Source organism: Streptomyces sp. NPDC059787 (assembly GCF_042732315.1).
GTDB lineage: Bacteria > Actinomycetota > Actinomycetes > Streptomycetales > Streptomycetaceae > Streptomyces > Streptomyces atrovirens.
The window spans coordinates 142,206-159,562 of the sequence record NZ_JBHWHX010000008.1 but is presented as its reverse complement, the minus strand read 5'-3'; the positions used below and the strand labels follow the sequence as shown (position 1 = coordinate 159,562).

At 70.9% G+C, this 17,357-nt stretch carries 11 protein-coding genes; 8 read left to right on the top strand and 3 right to left on the bottom strand.

Annotation, left to right across the window (positions count from 1 at the left end):
- Positions 1-268 precede the first annotated feature (268 nt).
- On the top strand, positions 269-1,768 hold the full coding sequence (locus ACFV5H_RS10295; protein WP_385045909.1) for a M1 family metallopeptidase: 1,500 nt from the start codon (positions 269-271) through the stop codon (positions 1,766-1,768).
- A gap of 159 nt (positions 1,769-1,927) precedes the next feature.
- The gene (hflX, locus tag ACFV5H_RS10290) at positions 1,928-3,421 is read left to right on the top strand and encodes a GTPase HflX (protein WP_385045906.1); all 1,494 of its coding nucleotides are present in this window, start codon (positions 1,928-1,930) and stop codon (positions 3,419-3,421) included.
- Positions 3,422-3,488: 67 nt separating this feature from the next.
- On the opposite strand, the gene ACFV5H_RS10285 is transcribed toward hflX, so the two are convergent.
- Entirely contained in the window at positions 3,489-4,697 is a 1,209-nt protein-coding gene (locus tag ACFV5H_RS10285) for a trypsin-like serine peptidase (RefSeq protein ID WP_385193961.1), read from the bottom strand.
- A 97-nt stretch (positions 4,698-4,794) separates the two neighbouring features.
- A complete protein-coding gene (locus ACFV5H_RS10280) occupies positions 4,795-6,009 on the bottom strand; it encodes a trypsin-like serine peptidase (protein WP_385045901.1) in 1,215 nt (404 codons plus the stop codon).
- 367 nt (positions 6,010-6,376) lie between these two features.
- On the opposite strand from ACFV5H_RS10280, the gene ACFV5H_RS10275 reads away from it, so the two are divergent.
- The 4 genes from ACFV5H_RS10275 (at position 6,377) to ACFV5H_RS10260 (ending at position 12,190) form a co-directional block, all read left to right on the top strand.
- Complete coding sequence (locus tag ACFV5H_RS10275) at positions 6,377-7,525, top strand: aminotransferase class III-fold pyridoxal phosphate-dependent enzyme (RefSeq protein ID WP_385193959.1); 1,149 nt, start codon at positions 6,377-6,379, stop codon at positions 7,523-7,525.
- Positions 7,479-9,407, top strand: coding sequence for an IucA/IucC family protein (locus tag ACFV5H_RS10270; protein WP_385193957.1), 1,929 nt, complete (start codon positions 7,479-7,481; stop codon positions 9,405-9,407). Before ACFV5H_RS10275 ends, ACFV5H_RS10270 begins: the two co-directional genes overlap by 47 nt.
- The gene (locus ACFV5H_RS10265; protein WP_385045988.1) at positions 9,302-9,973 is read left to right on the top strand and encodes a GNAT family N-acetyltransferase; all 672 of its coding nucleotides are present in this window, start codon (positions 9,302-9,304) and stop codon (positions 9,971-9,973) included. The genes ACFV5H_RS10270 and ACFV5H_RS10265 overlap by 106 nt, the downstream gene beginning before the upstream one ends.
- 228 nt (positions 9,974-10,201) lie before the next feature.
- Positions 10,202-12,190 (top strand): ATP-dependent DNA helicase, encoded by a 1,989-nt coding sequence (locus ACFV5H_RS10260; RefSeq protein ID WP_385045893.1) that lies wholly within the window; start codon positions 10,202-10,204, stop codon positions 12,188-12,190.
- Positions 12,191-12,340: 150 nt separating this feature from the next.
- Here ACFV5H_RS10260 and lexA read toward each other — a convergent pair whose 3' ends face one another.
- Complete coding sequence (gene lexA, locus ACFV5H_RS10255) at positions 12,341-13,120, bottom strand: transcriptional repressor LexA (RefSeq protein WP_030227721.1); 780 nt, start codon at positions 13,118-13,120, stop codon at positions 12,341-12,343.
- A 530-nt stretch (positions 13,121-13,650) separates the two neighbouring features.
- Here lexA and nrdR point away from each other — a divergent pair.
- Positions 13,651-14,208, top strand: a complete 558-nt coding sequence (nrdR, locus tag ACFV5H_RS10250; protein ID WP_385045889.1) for a transcriptional regulator NrdR — start codon at positions 13,651-13,653, stop codon at positions 14,206-14,208.
- A 162-nt stretch (positions 14,209-14,370) separates the two neighbouring features.
- Complete coding sequence (locus ACFV5H_RS10245; protein ID WP_385045886.1) at positions 14,371-17,265, top strand: vitamin B12-dependent ribonucleotide reductase; 2,895 nt, start codon at positions 14,371-14,373, stop codon at positions 17,263-17,265.
- Positions 17,266-17,357: the final 92 nt, after the last annotated feature.

The following is a 17,357-nucleotide window of genomic DNA, read 5'->3' as shown; positions in this document are numbered from 1 at the left end:
GCCCGAGACACCCGACAGCGACGTCTCCCCTGACCGGACCACATCCAGCCGGCACCTGCACGGCCAGTCGCCGCTCGACCGAGGCTCCCGGGCCCAGGTCCCTGACGGCCACGCGTCCCAGGGCCGGCCGGCGCACAGCCACCGCCCCCAGGCCCAAGCGCACCAGCGGACTGCTCAGTCCCAGGCACCGCGCAGGCACGCCGTCCAGGCCCAGGCGTCCCGCAGCCAGGCCGCCCGGGGCCGGAGCGCCCGCGCCGGGGGAGGTCACGTGCGGCGGCGTCGGGCGGTCGCCGCGTTGTTCGCCTCCGCCGTCTCCGTCTGCCTCGTCGCCGCGAGTGCCCCCGCCGTCCCCCTCGGCGTCGGTGACCGGCTCTTCCCGTACCTGGGCAACCCCGGGTACGACGTGCTGTCGTACGACATCGCTCTCGGCTACCCCGGGCGCAACGACCGGCCACTCGAAGCCGTCACCACGATCGACGCCCGCCTCACCGCCGACCTGGACCGGATCAACCTCGACTTCGCCCACGGCACGGTCCACTCCGTCGATGTCGACGGTGATCCGGCCGGTTTCACCAGTGCCGGAGAGGACCTGGTGATCACACCCGAGGACCACCTGGACGAGGGCGAGCGGGCCCGGATCACCGTCCGGCACACCAGCGACCCCGTGGCCGCCGAGGACCGCGAGGGCGGCTGGGTGCGCACCGCCGACGGCCTCGCCATGGCCAACCAGGCCGACGCCGCCCACCTGGTGTTCCCGTGCAACGACCACCCCTCGGACAAGGCGATGTTCACCTTTCGGATCACCGCCCCCGACGGCCACACGGTCGTCGCAGGCGGTCTGCCGGCCGGCGTCGGCCGCACGCGCGGGGCCGCCACCTGGACGTACCGGACCCGCCACCCCATGGCCACCGAACTCGCGCAGGTCTCCATCGGCCGTTCCACCGTCCTGCACCGCGCCGGGCCGCACGGACTGCCCCTGCGGGACGTCGTGCCCACCGCGCACCGCGGGAAGCTCGAACGATGGCTGGCGAAGACCCCCGCCCAGATCTCCTGGATGGAGGAGAGGGCCGGCCGCTACCCGTTCGAGACCTACGGCCTGCTCCTCGCCGACGCGTCCACCGGCTTCGCGCTGGAGACCCAGACCCTCTCCCTCTTCGAACGCGACCTGTTCACCGATCCGGCCCTCCCCGCCTGGTACGTCGAGTCGATCATGGTGCACGAGCTGGCCCACCAGTGGTTCGGCGACAGCGTCAGCCCTCGCACCTGGTCCGACCTGTGGCTCAACGAAGGCCACGCCACCTGGTACGAGGCGCTGTACGCGCAGGAGCGGGGCGGCGGAACCCTCGAGGCCCGGATGAAGGCCGCCTACGAGGCATCCGACGGCTGGCGCGCGGCCGGCGGACCGCCCGCCGCGCCCAAGCCCCCGGAGCCCGGCCGGAAGATCGGCATCTTCCGGCCGAACATCTACTCCGGTGCCGCCCTCGTGCTGTACGCCCTGCGCGAGGAGATCGGCCGCACCGCCTTCGAACGCCTGGAGCGCGACTGGGTCACCCGCCACCGCGACGGCACCGCCTCCACCTCCGACTTCGTCCGGCTGGCGTCCCGCACCGCCGGACGCGACCTGACCGGCTTCCTGCACCCCTGGCTGTACGGGGCCACGACCCCGCCGATGCCCGGCCACCCGGAATGGAAGTCCGCGGCCCGGTCCGCGACACCCGCCCGGCGGCCGGTCACGCCCGCGCATCGACCGGGCGCGGGCCGGGAATAACACGGTGACGAGACGGGCCGTACCGTGCGACCATCGTCAGGTCCGCACAGCACGGGACACGGGAATCTCCCGGGCCTCCCGGACGTTGTGGACAGTGACGGAGGGTCCCACGGACCGGCTCCGTCGCCGCATACGGTTACCCAACGACGTAAGGACCCAATGACCTCCTCTTCTTCCCCTTCCCAGGACACCAAGCGCTTCGCGCACACCTACCCCGAGGGTCTTCGGGCCGATGCCCTGATGGAAGAGGACGTCGCCTGGAGCCTCGATGTCGACGGAGAGCGGGACGGCGACCAGTTCGACCGCTCCGAGCGTGCGGCCCTGCGCCGTGTCGCGGGCCTCTCCACCGAGCTCGAGGACGTCACCGAGGTCGAGTACCGGCAGCTCCGCCTGGAGCGGGTCGTGCTCGTCGGTGTGTGGACCTCGGGAACCGTGCAGGACGCGGAGAACTCCCTGGCCGAGCTCGCCGCCCTCGCGGAGACGGCCGGCGCCCTCGTCCTCGACGGTGTGATCCAGCGCCGCGACAAGCCCGACGCCGCCACCTACATCGGCTCCGGCAAGGCGCAGGAGCTGCGCGACATCGTGCTCGACACGGGCGCGGACACCGTGATCTGCGACGGTGAGCTCAGCCCCGGCCAGCTGATCCACCTCGAGGACGTCGTCAAGGTCAAGGTCATCGACCGTACGGCCCTGATCCTGGACATCTTCGCCCAGCACGCCAAGTCCCGCGAGGGCAAGGCGCAGGTCGCGCTCGCGCAGATGCAGTACATGCTGCCGCGACTGCGCGGCTGGGGTCAGTCGCTGTCCCGGCAGATGGGCGGCGGCAAGGGCGGCGGCCTCGCCACCCGTGGTCCCGGTGAGACCAAGATCGAGACGGACCGGCGACGGATCCGCGAGAAGATGGCGAAGATGCGCCGGGAGATCGCGGAGATGAAGACCGGCCGCGAGATCAAGCGTCAGGAGCGCAGGCGCCACAAGGTGCCGTCCGTGGCCATCGCGGGCTACACCAACGCCGGCAAGTCCTCGCTGCTCAACCGCCTCACGGGCGCGGGCGTCCTGGTCGAGAACGCCCTGTTCGCGACCCTCGACCCGACCGTGCGCCGGGCCGAGACCCCCAGCGGGCGGCTGTACACGCTGGCCGACACCGTCGGGTTCGTCCGGCACCTGCCGCACCACCTGGTCGAGGCGTTCCGCTCCACGATGGAGGAGGTCGGCGACGCCGACCTGATCCTGCACGTGGTGGACGGTTCGCATCCGGTCCCCGAGGAGCAGCTGGCCGCCGTGCGCGAGGTGATCAGGGACGTCGGCGCCACCGACGTACCCGAGATCGTCGTGATCAACAAGGCCGACGCGGCCGACCCGCTGACCCTTCAGCGGCTGCTGCGGACGGAGAAGCGCTCCATCGCGGTCTCGGCCCGCACCGGCCGGGGCATCACGGAGCTGCTCGCACTGATCGACAACGAGCTGCCCCGCCCGTCCGTGGAGATCGAGGCGCTCGTGCCGTACACCCACGGCAAGCTGGTCGCCCGCGCCCATGACGAGGGCGAGGTGATCTCCGAGGAGCACACCCCGGAGGGCACCCTGCTCAAGGTCCGGGTGCACGAGGAGCTGGCGGCGGAACTCACGCCGTACGTTCCGACCCCGGCCGGCTGATCCCGCACGGCAGAGCGAAGGCCCGCCCCCTGCTCACGGCAGGGGGCGGGCCTTCGTCATGCGCGGATCACTGACCGCCGTAGGTCTTGCTCATGTTCTGGTACAGCGCCTCGGCGTCCTCGCCGAGCTGCGGGCCCGCCAGCCAGGTGTTGTCCATCGGGCCGATCGAGGTGTTGGAGACCAGCACCGTCTTGCCGTTCAGCACCCGGAACCAGCCGCCGCCGGACGAGCCGCCGGTCATGGAGCAGCCGATGCGGTACATCGTCGGCAGACCGGAGCCGAGCGAGAACCGGCCCGGAGCGTCGAGGCACTTGAACATCTGCAGGCCGTCGTAGGGCGGCGCGGCCGGGTAGCCCCAGGCGCCCATCTCGCCGGCCTCCGCCGCGGACGGCGCGGAGAAGTCCACGTCCAGCGCGGCGCCGACCGTCTCCTCCAGGGACTTGGCGCCCTGCTCCGGCTTCACGTGCAGCACCGCGTAGTCGTACGCCGCTCCGTCGCCGCCGGACTGCGAACCGCCCTGGATCCAGCCGTTGGACGTCGAGGCCCAGTCCGCCCACCAGTTGCCGTAGGGGGCGATCTCGGTGGCGCTCGCGCTGCCCAGGTCCGCCGCGGACCGACCGAGGTCGTTGTAGGCCGGTACGAAGACGAGGTTGCGGTACCAGCCGCCGTTGCCGCCGGCGTGGACGCAGTGTCCGGCCGTCCAGACGAGATTGGACCTGCCCGGGTGGTTCACGTCCTTGATCACGGTGCCGGAGCAGACGGCGGGGCCCTCCGGGGAGTCGAAGAACACCTTGCCGACCGGCGCCGCGTTCTCGTGGTACGGCGTCTTCTCGGCCTCCGCCCGGACCTGGTCCGGCTCCGGGTCGCTGACGCCCTGGGCGGCCGTCGCGTCCTTGACCGAGAGGGTCTTGTCGGCCTCCTTCGCGGACCGCATCCGGTCGGGCTTCCAGAGGCCCTCGATCACCGGGTTGACGAAGTCCTCGGCCTCACTGAGCCACTTGTCCTTGTCCCAGTCCTTCCAGGCGCCGTTCTTCCACTTGTCGACGTCGATCCCGTGCTCCTTGAGCCGGTCCGCGATGTCGGACGGGATCTTCACCTCGCCGTCGCCGCTGTCGGCGGCCTGCGAGGTGGTGGCGTCGGGCTTGTCGTTCGCCTTGTCCTTCTCGGAACCGCCGCACGCGGTCGCGGTGAGCGCCAGGGCGGCGACCAGTCCGGCGGCGGTGAGGACGGTGCGACGGCCACGCCCGAGTGGCGCGGACGTACGTGTGGAACCCATGGTGCGATGACCCCCGTTGAAACGAATGAATGTCGTACCGAGTGTTGATGTCCCGCCCGGTCCCGCGCGCGGTGGCACGCGGGACCGGGCACGCCGGTCACTGCCCGGCGAACTTCCCGCTGACCGCGTCGTACACGCCCTTGGCCTCGTCACCCAGTCGCGGACCGGCCAGCCAGCCCGACGTCACCGGGCCGATGGAGGTGTTGGACACCAGCGCCGGCTTCCCGTCCGAACCCGTCGCGACCCAGCCGCCACCGGACGAACCGGCGGTCATGCTGCACCCGATGCGGTACATCGTCGGGTCCGACGCGCTGAGCGACAGCCGGCCCGGCTCGTCCTGGCAGTCGTACAGCGTCTGGCCGTCGTACGGCGGGGCGGCCGGGTAACCGATCGCCGTGATCTCCTCCACCTTCGGCACCGCGGGAGCGTCGAAGTCCACCGGCAGCGCCGAACCGACCGTCTCCTCCAGCGACTTGCCGTCGCCGCCCTTCTCCGGCGTCACATGGATGACCGCGAAGTCGTACGAGGCACCGTCACCGCCCGTGGAGCCGCCCTGTTCGATCCACTGGTCCGAGGTCTGCGCCCAGTCACCCCACCAGACGCCGTACGGAGCGATCTCCTCCTTCGTGGCGGTCTCCAGCTCCTTAGCCGACTTGCCCGCGTCGTTGTACGACGGCACGAAGGCGATGTTGCGGTACCAGCCGCCCTTCTTGCCCGCGTGCACACAGTGGCCCGCCGTCCACACCATGTTGGACTTGCCCGGGTTGGCCGGGTCCTGCACGACCGTGGCCGAGCAGACCATCGTGCCCTCGGGGGAGTCGAAGAACACCTTGCCCGCCGTGGGGGCGTTGGCGTGGTACGACGGGGCGATGGCCTCCGCCTGCACCGGCTCCGGGGTCGGGTCCGTCACGCCCTGGTCACCGGAGATGTCGCTCTCGTCGACCCCCTGGTCCGGTTCCTCGGCGTCCCGCATGCGGTCCGGGTCCCACAGGTCCTCGATGATCGGGTTGACGTAGTCCTGCGCCTCGCGCAGCCAGTCGTCCTTGCTCCAGTCCTTCCAGGCGCCGTTCTTCCACTTGTCGAGATCGATCCCGTGCTCCTTGAGCCGGTCCTTGATGTCGTCCGGGATCTTGAGCTTGCCGTCGTCGGCGGCGGTCGCGGAGGCCCCGGCGCTCGCGTCGGTGTCCCCCGACTCGCAGGCGGTGGCGGTGAGGGCGAGCGCCGAGGCGAGCGCGACAGCGGCCAGGACGGGGGAGGTCCGGCGCGCTCTCCCCCCTCGGCGAGCGGTGGACGACGGCCGTATGGATCGCATGATCTGACTCCCCCTGAAATGAACGGACTTGGTGCTTCGGCTGCGGTTCCGCCCCTGGTCCGCACGGAGTTCGGGGGCGCTCCCACGGCCTTCGGGAACGGCACCACACACTATGCGCTCGCTGTGGGGGACGCCCGACGGAACGGCAACGGTTCGGCTACAAGCCGCCTGACCTGGCCGATCGTCCGGAGATGCGCCGATTTGAGGTCGGCGGGCCCCGAGTTGCCGGCCCAGGGGGCCGGCGATCCCGGAGCAACCCGTAACCCGGTGGGTGGTCCGCGGTTGGTAGCGGTGGGGGTCCGCTGCCCGCACGCGGCTTCCCCCGTGCCGTGGTTCGGCGGGAACACAGGGGAGGGGACGAAGGACGGTGGCGGAATCCACGTACGAGGGGCGGGGGCCCGGCGCCCTTCCGATCGTCCCGGTGCGGGCGCGCGGAATGACCATCGAGGGCGCGGACGGCCGCCGCTACCTGGACTGCCTCTCCGGTGCGGGAACCCTCGCGCTCGGACACAACCACCCCGTCGTGCTGGAGGCGATCCGCGGCATCATCGACTCGGGCGCGCCGCTCGACGTCCCCGGCCTGACGACCCCGGTGAAGGACGCCTTCGTCACCGAACTGTCGCGCACCCTGCCACCCGGTCTCGCCGACCGCGCCCTCGTACGCTTCTGCGGACCGGGCCGCGACGACGCGGTGGCGACCGCCCTCCGGCTCGTACGAGCGGCGACCGGACGGGCCGGAGGCGAGCGCGGAGCCGAACCCGCCCTCCGCCGAATGGAATCCGTACTCGACGACACCGCGCCGGATGCGCGCCGTCCTGCCGGGGTGATCGTGGAGCCGGTGCCGGACGCCCGGCCCGTCCCTCTGGTCGCCGACGAGACACTCACCGGCGTCGGACGGACCGGCACCTTCTGGGCGGTGGAGCGCGGCGGCACCACACCGGACGCGATGGTGCTGTCCGGGGCCGTCGGGGGCGGCCTGCCCCTGGCCGTCATGGTCCACCGTGACGACCTCGACCTGCCCGGTCCCCCCACCCACACCGGCAACCAACTCGCCATGGCCGCCGGCACGGCGACCCTCGCCCACATCCGCGAGAACGGCCTCGCCGGACACGCCGCCGCCCTGGGCGCCACCATGCTGGACCGGCTCCGAACGCTCGCCGGTGAACTCGCCTGCGTGGGGGACGTACGGGGGCGGGGGCTGCTGATCGGGATCGAGGTGGTGGACCCGGAGACGCCGCCCGACGGCCCACACCGGTACCGCCCCGCCGCGCCCGAACTCGCTGCCGCCGTACGGCGGGAGTGTCTGCGACGCGGTCTGATCGTCGACCTGGGCGGTCCTCGCGCGAGTGTCGTACGACTGCTCCCGCCCCTGACGATCACGGAGGAACAGACGGCCGCGGTCCTGGACCGACTCGCCGACGCCCTGCACACGGCGGCTCGCGACCGCCCCGCCCGCCGCCACGACACGCATGAGGAGTCCGGCGTACCCGAAGGCCGTCCCGTACGGACGGGTTGACCCCGCTAGCGCACCACCCCCACGAGGATCCGCCTTGCACACGACCCCCACACCCGCCGACCGCCCGAGCTCCCTGGTACCGCACCAGCACCGGAAACTGCCCGACACCGACTGGCTCAGAGGCACCGGCGCCTGCCCCTTGAGCCATCCCGACCCGCGCAGGGCGGCCCACGCGGCGGCCACGGAGAACCTTCTGCGCTGCTGGGTACGCGAAACCGGCGTCCGCGCTCCGGGCAGTGACATCCTGTGCCTCCCTCTGCCGGCCAGTGGCACGGCCCTCCTCGTCCCCGTCCTGTACTGGTCCTCCACGGGCTGGCACCGCTTCGGCCTGCCCTATCTGGCCGACGCCCCCGACCCCGCCCCACCCGTCGACGCCGTCCTGCTCGCCGCCCTCCTCAGCAGAGAGAACGCCGGCATTCCGGCACCGGCACGGCCACCGGCCGACGACGGCACCGACCTGGTCGCACGGGTCGCCGACTCCGTACGACGTGCCGCCGCCTTCGTCGGCGAGCGACGGGCGGACACGGCCGACGACCCCGACCTCTTCCTCGCCGCCGAGCAGTCACTCGTCCTCGGACATCCGCTGCACCCCGATCCGAAGAGCCGTGAGGGCCTCTCCGACGCCGAGGCACAGCGGTACTCGCCCGAGTCCCGCGGCTCCTTCCCGCTGCACTGGATCGCCGTCGCCCCGTCTCTGCTCACCGCCGACTCCGCCTGGACCGAGCGCGGACGCCCCGTCACCGCGGCCCGCCTCACCGCCCGTCTCGCCGGCCCCGGACTGCCGCTGCCCGACGGCTACGCGGCTCTCCCCGTGCACCCCTGGCAACTGCGTCAGGTCCGCCACCGCCCCGAGACCGCCGCGCTGCTGGACGCCGGACTGCTCCGCGACCTCGGCGGCCACGGCGACCCCTGGTACCCCACCTCCTCCGTACGCACCGTCCACCGAACCGGCGCCCCGGCCATGCTCAAGCTGTCGCTGGGCCTGCGCATCACCAACTCCCGCCGGGAGAACCTCCGTAAGGAACTCCACCGAGGGGTCGAGGTCCACCGTCTGCTGCGCACCGGACTGTCCCAGCGGTGGCGGGCCGCGCACCCGGGCTTCGACATCGTCCGGGACCCGGCCTGGATCGCCGTGAACACACCGGCCGGTGACCCCGTGCCCGGACTCGACGCGGTGATCCGGCACAACCCGTTCCGGCCGCACGACGACGTCACCTGCGTCGCCGGGCTGCTCTCGCCGCGGCCCCGCCCCGGTGGCCGTACGGGATCCAGGCTGGCCGAGATCGTCACCCGCCTTGCCGCTCGCACGGGGCGGCCGTCCGGGGCCGTCGCCGCCGAGTGGTTCCTGCGGTACCTGGAGCACGTGGTGCGGCCCGTGCTGTGGCTGGACGGAGAGGCCGGCATCGCCCTCGAGGCTCACCAGCAGAACACCCTGCTTCTGCTGGACGCCGACGGCTGGCCCGCAGGCGGACGTTACCGGGACAACCAGGGCTACTACTTCCGCGCGTCGCGACGCGCGGAACTCGACGCCTGGCTGCCCGGCATCGGGGAGCACAGCGACACCTTCGTCTCCGACGAGGTGACCGACGAACGCTTCGCCTACTACCTGGGCATCAACAACATCCTCGGTCTCATCGGTGCCTTCGGCTCCCAGCGCCTGGCCGACGAACGGCTGCTGCTCGCAGGCCTCCGCCGGTTCCTCACCGGAGTCTCGTCCGGACCGGCCCGGACGAGCAGCACGCTGCCCACCCGTCTGCTGGACTCACCCGTCCTGCGCTGCAAGGCGAACCTGCTGACCCGGCTGCACGGCCTCGACGAACTCGTAGGCCCGGTCGACACCCAGTCCGTCTACGTCACCATCGCCAACCCCCTGCACTCATGATGTCCGCCCCCCTCGGTGACTGGGGCCCTGCCAGGACTTCCGCAGGCCTGTTCCAGCTGGTCCCCGTCCGTGTCGAACGCGATCTGCTCCTTCTGTCACGGTGGATGAACGACCCCGCCGTCGCCATGTTCTGGGAACTCGCCGGACCGCCGGCCGTGACGGCCGACCATGTGCGGTCCCAGCTCACCGGCGACGGACACAGCGTTCCGTGCCTCGGTGTCCTGGACGGAACACCGATGAGCTACTGGGAGATCTACCGCGCGGATCTCGATCCCCTGGCCCACCACTACCCGGCCCGACCGCACGACACCGGACTCCACGTCCTCATCGGTGCCGTCGGCGACCGGGGGCGGGGCCTCGGCAGCATCCTGCTCAGGACGGTCAGCGCCCTCGCCCTCGCCAGGAGGCCCGCCTCGCCACGTGTCGTCGCGGAGCCCGACCTTCGCAACATCCCCTCCGTCACCGCCTTCCTCAACGCCGGCTTCTACTTCTCGGCCGAGGTCGACCTGCCCACCAAGCGGGCCGCCCTCATGGTCCGGGACCGTTCCCTGTGTCATCTGATGTAGCGCTCCGTCACCGCGCTCTCGTATGTGGTACACCGCTCACGCCGCCGCGGTTCCCACTCGCGCCGCGGCAGGATCCCGGCCGCGGGCCCCGGCACGACCCGTCCGTCCCACGCCCCGGCGACTTCACACCCCTCGCACCGTTCGACAGAGGAGCCCCGTCTTGACCGCGTCCCCAGCCCCCGCCGTGATCGCACGAATGTCAGTGCAGGGTCGTAGGGTGGTCGCGCTATGACGAAGCCCTCACTCCCCGAACTCCTGCACGCCGCCGTCACCGCCGTCGGCGGCACGGAGCGCCCCGGCCAGGTGACCATGGCCGAAGCCGTCGCCGAGGCGATCGACGACAACGCCCATCTGCTGGTCCAGGCCGGTACCGGCACCGGAAAGTCGCTGGGCTACCTGGTGCCCGCGCTCGCGCAGGGGGAGCGGGTGGTGGTGGCGACGGCCACCCTGGCCCTGCAGCGCCAGCTGGTGGAGCGGGACCTGCCGCGTACGGTGGAGTCGCTGCATCCGCTGCTGCGCCGTCGCCCGGAGTTCGCGATGCTCAAGGGCCGCTCCAACTACCTGTGCCTGCACCGGCTGCACGAGGGCGTGCCGCAGGACGAGGAGGAGGGCCTCTTCGACCAGTTCGAGGCGGCCGCGCCCACCAGCAAGCTGGGCCAGGACCTGCTGCGCCTGCGTGACTGGTCCGACGAGACGGAGACCGGCGACCGGGACGACCTCACGCCGGGCGTGTCCGACCGGGCCTGGTCCCAGGTGTCGGTGTCGTCGCGGGAGTGCCTGGGCGCCACGAAGTGCGCCTACGGCGCCGAGTGCTTCGCCGAGACGGCCCGTGAGCGCGCCAAGCTGGCCGAGGTCGTCGTCACCAACCACGCCCTGCTCGCGATCGACGCCATCGAGGGCGCGCCGGTGCTTCCGCAGCACGAGGTGCTGATCGTCGACGAGGCCCACGAGCTGGTCTCCCGGGTCACCGGGGTCGCCACGGGGGAGCTCACCCCCGGGCAGGTCAGCCGTGCGGTGCGGCGCGCCGCGAAGCTCGTCAACGAGAAGGCCGCCGACCAGCTCCAGACCGCCGCCGAAGGGTTCGAACGGCTGATGGAGCTGGCCCTTCCGGGCCGGCTGGAGGAGATCCCGGAGGACCTCGGCTACGCGCTCATGGCGCTGCGCGACGCCTGCCGCACCGTCATCTCCGCCATCGGCAGCACCCGCGACAAGTCCGTCCAGGACGAGGACGCGGTCCGCAAACAGGCGCTGGCCTCCGTGGAGAGTGTTCACGACGTGGCGGAGCGGATTACGAACGGCTCGGAGTGGGACGTCGTCTGGTACGAGCGGCATGACCGCTTCGGGGCGTCCCTACGTGTCGCCCCGATGTCCGTCTCGGGCCTGCTGCGCGAGAAGCTCTTCACCGACCGTTCCGTGATCCTCACGTCCGCGACGCTGAAGCTGGGTGGCGACTTCAACGGCGTGGGAGCGTCCCTGGGGCTCGGTCCCGAGGGCGCCGAAGGCGATGACCTCCCCCAGTGGAAGGGCGTCGACGTCGGTTCGCCGTTCGACTACCCCCGACAAGGCATTCTCTACGTCGCGAAGCATCTGGCGCGCCCGGCCCGTGACGGTGACCGCGGGGACATGCTGGACGAGCTCACCGAGCTGATCCAGGCGGCGGGCGGCCGCACCCTGGGGCTGTTCTCCTCGATGCGGGCCGCTCAGCTCGCCGCCGAGGAGCTGCGCTCCCGCATCCCGGAGTTCCCGATCCTCCTCCAGGGCGAGGAGACGCTCGGCGAGCTGATCAAGAACTTCGCAGCCGATCCGAAGACCTGCCTCTTCGGCACGCTGTCGCTGTGGCAGGGGGTCGATGTGCCGGGTCCGAGCTGCCAGCTGGTGGTCATGGACAAGATTCCCTTCCCACGCCCGGACGACCCCTTGATGAGCGCCCGCCAGAAGGCCGTGGAGGAAGCCGGCGGCAACGGCTTCATGGCGGTCGCCGCCACCCACGCGGCGCTGCTGATGGCGCAGGGCGCCGGCCGTCTCGTACGCGCCTCGGGCGACCGGGGCGTGGTGGCCGTACTGGACCAGCGGCTGGCCACTGCCCGGTACGGCAGCTATCTGAAGGCTTCGCTGCCCGACTTCTGGTACACCACGGACCGCAACCAGGTCAGGAAGTCGCTGGCCGCGATCGACGCGGCGGCACAAGGGGCGGAGGCCGGGACGGCGGCGCAGTGAGGGAGGTGGCGTGCTGCGGCACGCCACCGACCGGCAGCAGCAGCCGCAGCCGGGTCCGTCCGGACAGCACAGGACCCCGGAACCGGCGCAGGGGTCCCGGGGCCCGGTCAGAGGGCGGGGGCGGCGCTCCGGGCCGGCCCCGCGCCGTGTTCAGACGCGCCGCAGAACGGCCACCACCTTGCCCAGAATGGTCGCGTCGTCACCCGGGATGGGCTCGTAGGCCGCGTTGTGCGGGAGCAGCCAGACATGACCGTCCTCCCGCTTGAAGCGCTTGACGGTCGCCTCGCCGTCGAGCATGGCCGCGACGATGTCCCCGTTCTCGGCGACCGGCTGGCGGCGGACCGTCACCCAGTCGCCGTCACAGATCGCGGCCTCGATCATGGAGTCACCCACGACCTTCAGCACGAACAGCTCACCGTCACCGACGAGCTGCCGGGGCAGGGGGAAGACGTCCTCGACGGACTCCTCGGCGAGGATCGGGCCACCGGCGGCGATACGGCCGACCAGCGGTACGTAGGACGCGGCCGGCTTGCCGGCGGTGTCCGTGGGCTGCACGGAGGCGGCCTGGTCGGAGCCCCGCACCTCGTAGGCGCGCGGGCGGTGCGGGTCGCGGCGCAGGAAGCCCTTGCGCTCCAGGGCCATCAGCTGGTGGGCCACGGAGGAGGTGCTGGAGAGACCGACCGCCTGGCCGATCTCGCGCATCGACGGCGGGTAGCCGCGACGCTGCACCGAGTCCCTGATGACCTCGATCACCCGGCGCTGGCGGTCGGTGAGTCCTGAGCTGTCCGCCCGGATGCCGGGAGGTCGGCCGGGCAGGGAGCGCTTGTGCCCCTCGGGATTCGTGGCTTCGTTCATCGCGTGCACCGGCTCGATCCGGCCCTGGGGGCGGTCCTGGGCAGTGATGGCGGCACTGTCTGCGGTGGTGGTCACGTCGGCCCCTCTCGATGGTCTCCCTGCAGCACAACGGTAGTTGCTTTCGAAAGGTTGCGCCAAACACACGTTCGAGTGAAAAATCGCGAATTGCTGTACGAGATCTCTTGTCGAGGTGTATTGGTCGCCACGCCTCCTGCCGGATGAACGGGCCAACTGTTGTACCCTTCACCGCCGGGGCGGTGACCTCGCGGCGGCGGTCCTCAGTCTGCCATCGGACGCCCCGTGGAGCGTGAAGCGGCCCCCGCTCTCTTCGGGAGTCGCACACCTCCTCCCCGCCTCCGGCACGGCACCCCCCTCATCGTGCGGCGTCCGGCGTGCCCTGCCCGCCCTGACGTGCGCGACACGCGTGCACGGTGTGGATGTATGAGCCAATCCCCACATCTAGTGGTTGGATTGCGGCAGCGGCCCAGAAGTTGTGGTCCCCCGGGTCTTCGGGCCCTCCGCGATCGCCTATGCTGGTGCTGCTTCGTGAGGCCCGAGAGACCTCGTGAGGCCATTGAGTCTGCTGTGAGGAGGGTTGGGAGTTCATGCACTGCCCCTTCTGCAGGCATCCCGACAGCCGTGTCGTCGACAGCCGTACGACCGACGACGGCACGTCGATCCGTAGGCGCCGCCAGTGTCCGGACTGCTCCCGTCGTTTCACGACCGTGGAGACGTGTTCGCTCATGGTGGTCAAGCGGTCCGGAGTCACCGAGCCCTTCAGCCGCACCAAGGTCATCAACGGTGTGCGCAAGGCGTGCCAGGGGCGGCCCGTCACCGAGGACGCCCTCGCCCAGCTCGGGCAGCGCGTCGAGGAGGCGGTGCGGGCCACCGGAAGCGCCGAGCTGACCACTCACGACGTGGGGCTGGCCATCCTCGGCCCGTTGCAGGAACTCGACCTCGTCGCCTACCTGCGGTTCGCGTCCGTCTACCGGGCGTTCGACTCGCTGGAGGACTTCGAGGCCGCGATCGCGGAACTCAGGCGGGCGGAGCGGCCCGCCGCGGGCGACGGGGGTGGCGAGGGAGCCGCCCCGGGGGGCCAGGAAGACGACAGCGGGTCCGGCGGGACCGCCCAGGTCCCCGAACCCGCTCCCGCCGCCGGCTGACCGGCGGGCCGGCCCCGCGCGGCAGACGCGGGGACCGGCCGGGCGGCGATGAGAAGACCTGTTGCGGGCAGACGAGCATGCGCCCGCAGCACCAGACAGAACACCGTGCCACGGGAACAATCGGGGCACTTCAGGGCGTTTTCGCCCGTACAGGGAGGCGGCATGACAGAGACGGCGAGCGGTCCGGCACGGAGTTCCCGAGCCAAGAGCAACAAGGCCGGCAAGGGACTGCGTGTCGAGCGCATCCACACCACTCCCGGAGTCCACCCGTACGACGAGGTGGCCTGGGAGCGCCGTGACGTCGTCATGACCAACTGGCGCGACGGCTCGGTCAACTTCGAGCAGCGCGGCGTCGAGTTCCCCGACTTCTGGTCGGTGAACGCGGTCAACATCGTCACCAGCAAGTACTTCCGGGGCGCCGTGGGCACCCCGCAGCGCGAGACCGGCCTCAAGCAGCTGATCGACCGCATCGTGAAGACGTACCGGAAGGCCGGTGAGGACCACAAGTACTTCGCCTCGCCCGCCGACGCCGAGATCTTCGAGCACGAGCTGGCGTACGCCCTCCTGCACCAGATCTTCAGCTTCAACAGCCCCGTCTGGTTCAACGTGGGCACGCCCCAGCCGCAGCAGGTCTCCGCCTGCTTCATCCTGTCCGTCGACGACTCCATGGAGTCGATCCTCGACTGGTACAAGGAAGAGGGCATGATCTTCAAGGGCGGCTCCGGCGCCGGCCTGAACCTCTCCCGGATCCGCTCCTCCAAGGAGCTGCTGTCCTCCGGCGGCAACGCCTCCGGCCCGGTCTCCTTCATGCGCGGAGCCGACGCCTCCGCCGGAACGATCAAGTCCGGTGGTGCTACCCGCCGCGCGGCCAAGATGGTCGTCCTCGACGTGGACCACCCGGACATCGAGGACTTCATCGAGACCAAGGTCAAGGAAGAGGAGAAGATCCGCGTCCTGCGCGACGCGGGCTTCGACATGGACCTGGGCGGCGACGACATCGCCTCCGTCCAGTACCAGAACGCCAACAACTCGGTCCGCGTCAACGACGAGTTCATGCAGGCGGTCGAGCAGGGCGGCAAGTTCGGCCTGCGCGCCCGGATGACCGGCGAGGTCATCGAGGAGGTCGACGCCAAGGCGCTCTTCCGCAAGCTCGCCGAGGCCGCCTGGGCCTGCGCCGACCCCGGCATCCAGTACGACGGCGTCATCAACAACTGGCACACCTGCCCCGAGTCCGGCCGGATCACCGCGTCGAACCCGTGCAGTGAGTACATGCACCTGGACAACACGTCCTGCAACCTGGCCTCGCTGAACCTGATGAAGTTCCTCAAGGACGACGGCCAGGGCAACCAGTCGTTCGAGACCGAGCGCTTCCAGAAGGTCGTCGAGCTGGTCATCACCGCGATGGACATCTCGATCTGCTTCGCGGACTTCCCGACCCAGAAGATCGGCGAGAACACCCGCGCCTTCCGCCAGCTCGGCATCGGCTACGCCAACCTCGGCGCCCTGCTGATGGCGACCGGCCACGCCTACGACTCCGACGGCGGCCGTGCCCTCGCCGGCGCCATCACCTCCCTGATGACGGGTACGGCGTACCGCCGCTCCGCCGAACTCGCCGCGATCGTCGGCCCGTACGACGGCTACGCCCGCAACGCCGACGCCCACCAGCGCGTCATGAAGCAGCACGCCGACGCCAACGGCACCGCCGTGCGCATGGACGACCTGGACAGCCCGGTGTGGGCCGCCGCCACCGAGGCCTGGCAGGACGTGGTCCGTGTCGGCGAGAAGAACGGATTCCGCAACGCCCAGGCGTCCGTGCTCGCCCCGACCGGCACCATCGGTCTGGCGATGTCCTGCGACACCACCGGTGTCGAGCCCGACCTGGCGCTGGTGAAGTTCAAGAAGCTGGTCGGCGGCGGCTCGATGCAGATCGTCAACGGCACCGTTCCGCAGGCCCTGCGCCGCCTGGGCTACCAGGAGGAGCAGATCGAGGCGATCGTCGCCCACATCGCCGAGAACGGCAATGTGATCGACGCCCCCGGTCTCAAGCAGGAGCACTACGAGGTGTTCGACTGCGCCATGGGCGAGCGCGCCATCTCCCCGATGGGCCACGTCCGCATGATGGCCGCGATCCAGCCCTGGATCTCCGGCGCCATCTCCAAGACGGTCAACATGCCGGAGACGGCGACCGTCGAGGAGGTCGAGGAGATCTACTTCGAGGCCTGGAAGCTGGGCGTCAAGGCGCTCGCCATCTACCGCGACAACTGCAAGGTCGGCCAGCCGCTCTCCGCGAAGACCAAGGAGAAGGAGAAGGCCGAGGTCACCGAGAAGGCCGAGGAGACGATCCGGGCCGCGGTCGAGAAGGTCGTCGAGTACCGCCCGGTCCGCAAGCGCCTCCCGAAGGGCCGCCCCGGCATCACCACCTCCTTCACGGTCGGTGGCGCCGAGGGCTACATGACCGCCAACTCCTACCCGGACGACGGTCTCGGCGAGGTCTTCCTGAAGATGTCGAAGCAGGGTTCGACGCTCGCGGGCATGATGGACGCCTTCTCCATCGCCGTCTCGGTGGGCCTCCAGTACGGCGTGCCGCTGGAGACGTACGTCTCGAAGTTCACCAACATGCGCTTCGAGCCGGCCGGCATGACGGACGACCCGGACGTGCGGATGGCGCAGTCGATCGTCGACTACATCTTCCGCCGCCTGGCGCTGGACTTCCTGCCCTTCGAGACGCGCTCCGCGCTCGGCATCCACTCCGCCGAGGAGCGTCAGCGTCACCTTGAGACCGGTTCGTACGAGCCGTCCGACGACGAGGTCGACGTCGAGGGCCTGGCCCAGTCGGCGCCGCGTGCCCAGGAGCTGAAGGCGGTGGCCACGCCGAAGGCCGAGGCCGAGGCGGCCAAGCCGGCCCCGAAGCAGGCCCACACCAGTGCCGAGCTGGTCGAGATGCAGCTGGGCATCCAGGCGGACGCCCCGCTGTGCTTCTCCTGCGGTACGAAGATGCAGCGCGCCGGTTCCTGCTACATCTGCGAGGGCTGCGGCTCGACCAGCGGTTGCAGCTGACGCGGCCGGCACGTCCGGGCGCTGCCCGGGGGTGAGGAACGGCTGAGGGCGGTGGTGCCGGTGTCCCGGCGCCACCGCCCTCGGTGTTTTCT

Coding starts and splice junctions, on each gene's coding strand:
- nrdR (WP_385045889.1), top strand. CDS start 13,651: ATGCACTGCCCCTTCTGCAGGCATCCCGACAGCCGTGTCGTCGACAGC.
- ACFV5H_RS10245 (WP_385045886.1), top strand. CDS start 14,371: ATGACAGAGACGGCGAGCGGTCCGGCACGGAGTTCCCGAGCCAAGAGC.
- ACFV5H_RS10285 (WP_385193961.1), bottom strand. CDS start 4,697: ATGGGTTCCACACGTACGTCCGCGCCACTCGGGCGTGGCCGTCGCACC.
- ACFV5H_RS10280 (WP_385045901.1), bottom strand. CDS start 6,009: ATGCGATCCATACGGCCGTCGTCCACCGCTCGCCGAGGGGGGAGAGCG.
- ACFV5H_RS10270 (WP_385193957.1), top strand. CDS start 7,479: ATGAGGAGTCCGGCGTACCCGAAGGCCGTCCCGTACGGACGGGTTGAC.
- hflX (WP_385045906.1), top strand. CDS start 1,928: ATGACCTCCTCTTCTTCCCCTTCCCAGGACACCAAGCGCTTCGCGCAC.
- ACFV5H_RS10260 (WP_385045893.1), top strand. CDS start 10,202: ATGACGAAGCCCTCACTCCCCGAACTCCTGCACGCCGCCGTCACCGCC.